Origin of the sequence: Pyrobaculum sp. (assembly GCF_049971835.1) — an archaeon.
GTDB lineage: Archaea > Thermoproteota > Thermoprotei > Thermoproteales > Thermoproteaceae > Pyrobaculum.
The window spans coordinates 1-5,167 of the sequence record NZ_JBMFKV010000136.1; the positions used below are offsets into that span (position 1 = coordinate 1).

Annotated in this window: 8 protein-coding genes and 1 pseudogene; 7 read left to right on the forward strand and 2 right to left on the reverse strand. The window is 50.4% G+C overall.

Annotation, left to right across the window (positions count from 1 at the left end; translation table 11 throughout):
• Positions 1-86: 86 nt before the first annotated feature.
• Genes ACP5J3_RS10600 through ACP5J3_RS10610 form a run of 3 tightly spaced genes read left to right on the forward strand, consistent with a single transcriptional unit; the run spans position 87 to position 2,230 of the window.
• A complete protein-coding gene (locus ACP5J3_RS10600) occupies positions 87-320 on the forward strand; it encodes an ACT domain-containing protein (protein WP_428495665.1) in 234 nt (77 codons plus the stop codon).
• Between the two features lie 12 nt (positions 321-332).
• Positions 333-1,319, forward strand: coding sequence for a ketol-acid reductoisomerase (gene ilvC, locus ACP5J3_RS10605; protein ID WP_428495666.1), 987 nt, complete (start codon positions 333-335; stop codon positions 1,317-1,319).
• Complete coding sequence (locus ACP5J3_RS10610) at positions 1,316-2,230, forward strand: branched-chain amino acid transaminase (protein ID WP_263244072.1); 915 nt, start codon at positions 1,316-1,318, stop codon at positions 2,228-2,230. The genes ilvC and ACP5J3_RS10610 overlap by 4 nt, the downstream gene beginning before the upstream one ends.
• Here the strand turns inward: ACP5J3_RS10610 and ribH are convergent.
• Positions 2,227-2,679 carry a 6,7-dimethyl-8-ribityllumazine synthase gene (gene ribH / locus ACP5J3_RS10615; RefSeq protein ID WP_428495667.1) on the reverse strand — a complete coding sequence of 151 codons (453 nt, stop codon included), beginning with the start codon at positions 2,677-2,679 and terminating at the stop codon, positions 2,227-2,229. The two genes, ACP5J3_RS10610 and ribH, sit on opposite strands and share 4 nt — an antisense overlap.
• A gap of 84 nt (positions 2,680-2,763) precedes the next feature.
• Here ribH and ACP5J3_RS10620 point away from each other — a divergent pair, with 84 nt between their 5' ends.
• Genes ACP5J3_RS10620 through ACP5J3_RS10630 form a run of 3 tightly spaced genes read left to right on the forward strand, consistent with a single transcriptional unit; the run spans position 2,764 to position 4,357 of the window.
• Positions 2,764-2,952: a TrmB family transcriptional regulator gene (locus tag ACP5J3_RS10620; protein WP_148682789.1), complete on the forward strand. Its 189-nt coding sequence runs from the start codon at positions 2,764-2,766 to the stop codon at positions 2,950-2,952.
• A 52-nt stretch (positions 2,953-3,004) separates the two neighbouring features.
• Entirely contained in the window at positions 3,005-3,796 is a 792-nt protein-coding gene (locus ACP5J3_RS10625) for a polyprenyl synthetase family protein (protein ID WP_428495668.1), read from the forward strand.
• Between the two features lie 42 nt (positions 3,797-3,838).
• Positions 3,839-4,357, forward strand: a complete 519-nt coding sequence (locus tag ACP5J3_RS10630) for an NTPase (RefSeq protein WP_428495669.1) — start codon at positions 3,839-3,841, stop codon at positions 4,355-4,357.
• Here ACP5J3_RS10630 and ACP5J3_RS10635 read toward each other — a convergent pair.
• Positions 4,343-4,831 (reverse strand): Rab family GTPase, encoded by a 489-nt coding sequence (locus ACP5J3_RS10635; protein ID WP_428495670.1) that lies wholly within the window; start codon positions 4,829-4,831, stop codon positions 4,343-4,345. The genes ACP5J3_RS10630 and ACP5J3_RS10635 overlap by 15 nt on opposite strands.
• Positions 4,832-5,084: 253 nt before the next feature.
• Here ACP5J3_RS10635 and cc1 point away from each other — a divergent pair.
• Positions 5,085-5,167 (forward strand): annotated as a pseudogene (cc1, locus tag ACP5J3_RS10640) (DNA-binding protein CC1); the annotation flags it as partial.

Below are 5,167 nucleotides of genomic sequence, written 5' to 3' on the forward strand. Positions count from 1 at the left end.
GAGCGACATCGTCCTGCCCTGGGTGAAGCCAGGCGACTGGCTCACCTCGGCTATACTGCCAGAGGGCATGGAGGTGAGGTTGGTATATGACGAGAATTAACATAACCGCCCCTAAGTCCCTAGACGCCCTTGGGCGCATCATAGCGGTCACTAGACGTGCCAAGGTCAACGTGGTTAATATGCAGATCGCGGCCGACACGACTATATACAGAATTCACATGGATGTCAATGGAGATCCCGACGAGGTTAACTGGCTCGTGGCTAAGTTGGATAAGCTACCCGAAGTTTTGACGATCGAGGAGATACATATAAACCGCTGAAATTCTATAACCATGGCGAAGATCTATACAGAAAGAGACGCTTCTCTTGAGCCCCTCAGAGGCAAGGTAATAGCTGTAGTGGGCTACGGGATACAGGGGAGGGCCCAAGCGCTTAATCTGAGAGATAGTGGGCTTAAGGTAATCATAGGTGGGCGCAAGGGAGGCAAGTCGTGGGAATTGGCGTCGTCAGAAGGATTTGAGGTTTATGAAGTAGGCGACGCAGTGGCTAGAGCTGACGTCGTCATGGTCCTCATCCCAGATATGGAGCAACCCAAGGTGTGGAGGGAGCAGATAGCCCCCAACCTCCGGGAGGGCGCTGTGGTAGACTTCGCACATGGCTTCAATGTGCACTACGGCTTAATAAAGCCGCCGAAGAACGTCGACGTGGTGATGGTGGCCCCCAAGGGGCCTGGCAGAGCCGTTAGGGAGGAGTACTTGGCGGGGCGGGGCGTGCCGGCTTTGGTAGCTGTTTATCAGGACTACAGCAGCTCTGCGCTGAAGTACGCCCTAGCCATTGCGAAAGGTATAGGGGCGACGCGGGCCGGCGTCATCGAAACTACATTCGCCGAAGAGACCGAGACTGATCTAATTGGCGAGCAGACCGTCCTCGTGGGGGGCCTTATGGAGTTGATAAAGAAGGGTTTTGAGGTGCTTGTAGAGATGGGCTACCAGCCTGAGGTGGCGTACTTCGAGGTGCTAAACGAGGCCAAGTTGATAATGGACTTGATATGGCAGAGGGGTATCTACGGCATGTTAAACGGCGTATCTGACACTGCCAAGTACGGCGGATTGACTGTTGGGCCTAAGATAGTAAACGAAGATGTGAAGAGGAGGATGAAGGAGGCGGCTATGCGTGTAAAAAACGGAGACTTCGCCAGGGAGTGGGTTGAGGAGTACAGCCGAGGCGCCCCGACGCTGAAGAGACTCATGGAGGAGGCAAAGGGACATCAGATAGAGAAGGTTGGGGAGGAGATGAGGAGGCTGATTTTTGCTCTATGAAGCCCCACGCTAAATACGTCTGGTTCAACGGCAAGGTTGTGAGGTGGGAAGACGCCAAGATACACGTAATGACACATGCGCTACACTACGGAACCTCGATATTTGAGGGAATAAGGGGCTACTGGAACGGCGACAATTTACTAATATTCAGACTGGACGACCACGTAGAGCGTATGTTTAAGTCAGCAAAGATACTTGGAGTGACGATACCCTATACGAGAGAGGAGGTGCGCAAAGCGGTTATCGAGACGGCACAGGCCAACAACTTCAGAGAAGAAGATGTCTACATCAGGCCCGTGGCGTTTGTATCCACGGAAACTGTGACACTTGACATTAGAAGCCTTGAGGTATCTCTCGCAGTTATCATCTTCCCGTTTGGCAAATACCTCTCGCCTAAGGGGATAAGAGCCGCCATTGTGAGCTGGCGCAGAGTCCACAACACCATGTTGCCCGTGATGGCTAAGATCGGCGGTATATATGTAAACTCTGTACTAGCGCTCACAGAGGCGAAGAGCCGAGGCTATGACGAGGCTCTGCTAATGGATCTAAACGGATACGTGGTTGAGGGATCCGGCGAGAATATATTCGTGGTGAGAGGTAGAAAGCTCTACACGCCACCTGTACACCAATCAATTCTGGAGGGGATCACGAGAGATACTATTTTGAGGCTTAGCGCAGATCTGGGGATACAAGCCGAGGAGAAGCCGATCACCCGCGAAGAGATCTACACGGCAGACGAGGTGTTCCTCGTCGGCACCGCCGCCGAGGTAACGCCCGTGGTCGAAGTAGACGGCAGGCCCATTGGCTCTGGAGAACCCGGCCCTATTACCATGAAAATAGCTGAGTTATATTCAAACGTGGTGAGGGGCAGAGTGGAGAAGTACCTAAACTGGCTAACCCCAGTGTACTAGTCTATATACACCGTCTCCCCGCTGTACTTCGCCTCTTTCAACTTCTTCTTCCTCCTCGCCAGCTTCACCGCGGCTTCCACCGCGCGCCTCGCGTATTCCTCCACTCTCTCAAGAGCTTGCATTCTGTTGGCGCCGTGCCCTATGATGCCCAGCGTGATTGGCTTACCAGACTCAACCGAGATGTCTAGTATCTTCCTCGCCGCCTGCTGTGCAACTATTTCGTCGTGTTTTGTAGCGCCCTGGATAACTGCCCCCAGCGTGGCTACGGCGTCTACCTCCTCTCTCGTCACTAGATCCCTCAGTACCATAGGTATGTCGTAGACCCCGGGCACGTTCACGACGTAGGTCACCTCGGCCCCGAGGAATTTGGCGTGTTCAAGAGCTTTTTGCAACATTAGGCGTGTAATGTCGTAGTTAAACTCTGCGACAACTATCGCCAGCCTGACCATGCGCAGATCGTAAAGCCGCTTTAATAAACTTATCCGCTCCCACGAGGTCTTAAACTTTAAATACCTAGATTTTTATTTACATACATGCCGTCAGGAGTGAAGACTAAAATATATGAATATCTGGCTCAGAATAAAGGTAAAGAATTAACCGCTGAGGAGGTTGCAAAAGCGATAGGTGTAGAGAAGGTGGCCGTGGTAAAGGCCCAGTTAACGCGTCTAATTAGAGAGGGGAAGGTCGAAAAAACCGCGGAGGGGCGCTACAGGGCAAAGTGAGATTTTGGGCTTGATTTAACAAAGAGATAAAAACACCTTTCTTTTTAATTATGTGTCTCTACTGCCGCGCGATGTTTTGGCAGCACTGGAGCACGTGGTGGCAGATCTTCAAAAAGTGGGGGAGGGCCTAGAGCCCGCGTCGCTACGCGGCGCGGTGCGGCACTACATAGAAACCCCGGGGAAGTTGCTTAGGCCTATTCTGCTACTCACCTTCTCGTACAGCCTAGATAGGAGGTCTTTAATGGATCCCAGAATTATACAAGCTGCAACTATCGTAGAGCTACTACACGTGGTGTCGCTACTTCAAGATGACGTAATGGATAAACACGACGAGAGGAGAGGCGTAAAGACGCCTCGTATACTATACGGCGACGACAGATCTATCATAGCCAGCGACTGGCTAATTGCCGAGTCTATTAAACGCGCGGTGAGGCTTGGGCCTGAGGTTGTTGAGTACCTAGCCGACGTGGCCCAGAGGCTCTCCAGAGGCCAGGCCCTCGATCTTGACGGTGAGAGAGAAAAAGCTGCTGAGCTGAAAACTGCGCCTCTGATTGAGGCGACACTTGTCCTCCCCACGATACTTCTGGGTAGGCGGGAGATGATAGAGCTGGCGAGGAGACTTGGCAGATCGCTTGGCGTCTTGTACCAATACTCCGACGACATGAGCGACGAGGGGGTTGAGCGTAGCGCTGTTAACGAATACGCTACAGAGACCAGGAGTATCCTTGCCAAAATGCGGAGTATTGTAGGCGAGGCGCTCGCGCCTTTCGAGAAGCTTATTGATAGTTTGGTGAAAAAAGCGCTTGAGGGCAGTCTCACAATAGCGCGAAACTTTATATCGTAGTGATCTGCGAAAAACGTGATGAGGCTAGACTAAGCCGAGTTTATGACGTGGCGTGAAAGGGCTGAGGGCAGAATCGGCATCTCCGGATTGCCTGGCGTCGGCAAAACCACGCTAGCTCTAAAAGTAGCAGAGCTAGCTAAGCAGAAGCTGAGCGTGTGCGGATTCATCACTATAGAGGTAAGGAAGGGGGGTTCGCGCATAGGCTTCGACGTAGTTGAGCTCGTCGGCGGAAGCCGCACGCCGCTTGCAAGAGTGGGGAGGGGGGAGCCCTCAGTGGGTAAGTACGTAGTTAGGCTAGAGGCTTGCCAGGCAATTAGAAGTGCGTTAAGCCAGCGGTGCGAGTTAAAGATTATTGACGAGATCGGCGCCATGGAGTTCAAATGCCCCAGCTTCGGCGAGTATTTACAAAATGCTCTATACAACACGCCGAGGGTATTGGCAACAATACACAGAAATTACATAGAAATGGCCAAGAGATTTGGATTCGAGGTTTTTTGGCTAACGAGAGAGAATTGGAACCACGTTTTTCAACAGGTAGTTGCCCGCCTAGGACTTTCCTAGCAGAATCTCCCGAAACACCCGAGGAGGATCTTTTACCGCCGATATATAGTAAATCTCGGAGGCGCCTATTGAAGAGGCTATTTCATCAGCCTCTATAAATACGCCAATTTCCTCGGCGATGTCTCTTTTATTACCAACAACCACGTACTCCTTCGCCACTCGCGAACCTCTTTCTATGAAAATGGTATGTATTTCGGAAATGGCGTACAACGTTTCGTAATTAGTCAAGTCATACATGTACACCAGCCTATCAACAATTGGAATTTTAAAAGAGGTAAACTTCATCGCCACCTCAAATACCCTCTGCCCCGGCACGTCTACCAAATCTATCTCTAGATCTCCTATGTAGAATCTGTAGTAGCTAGGTCTTAGAGTCAGTACAGGAGTCTCAGAAACTCCCAAGACTCTGTACGCGAAGGTGGTCTTCCCGACCCCTCCCACGCCTAGAAGAGCTACTACTCTCCTATATGCCATATATCTAACTAAAGCAAATACCGAGTTTAAAGCATTAGAAACGGCGATATTTTTAGCGCGGTTTATTACCTCAATGGGCCTAGTCTAGAAAGATCAAGAAGAGCATAGAATATACAAAAAAGGAAAAATAATATAAATTATGAAAAGTACAATCAGCACCACCTCAATAGTGATTTTATCAATAGAGCTCTTTAATTATATACAGTAATTAAATTAAACAAAAACTTTATAAACCACGGTGTACCCTACACCTATGTCGAAGAAGCAGAAGTTGAAGTTCTATGACATTAAGGCGAAGCAGGCGTTTGAGACGGATAACTACGAGGTTGTGGAGAA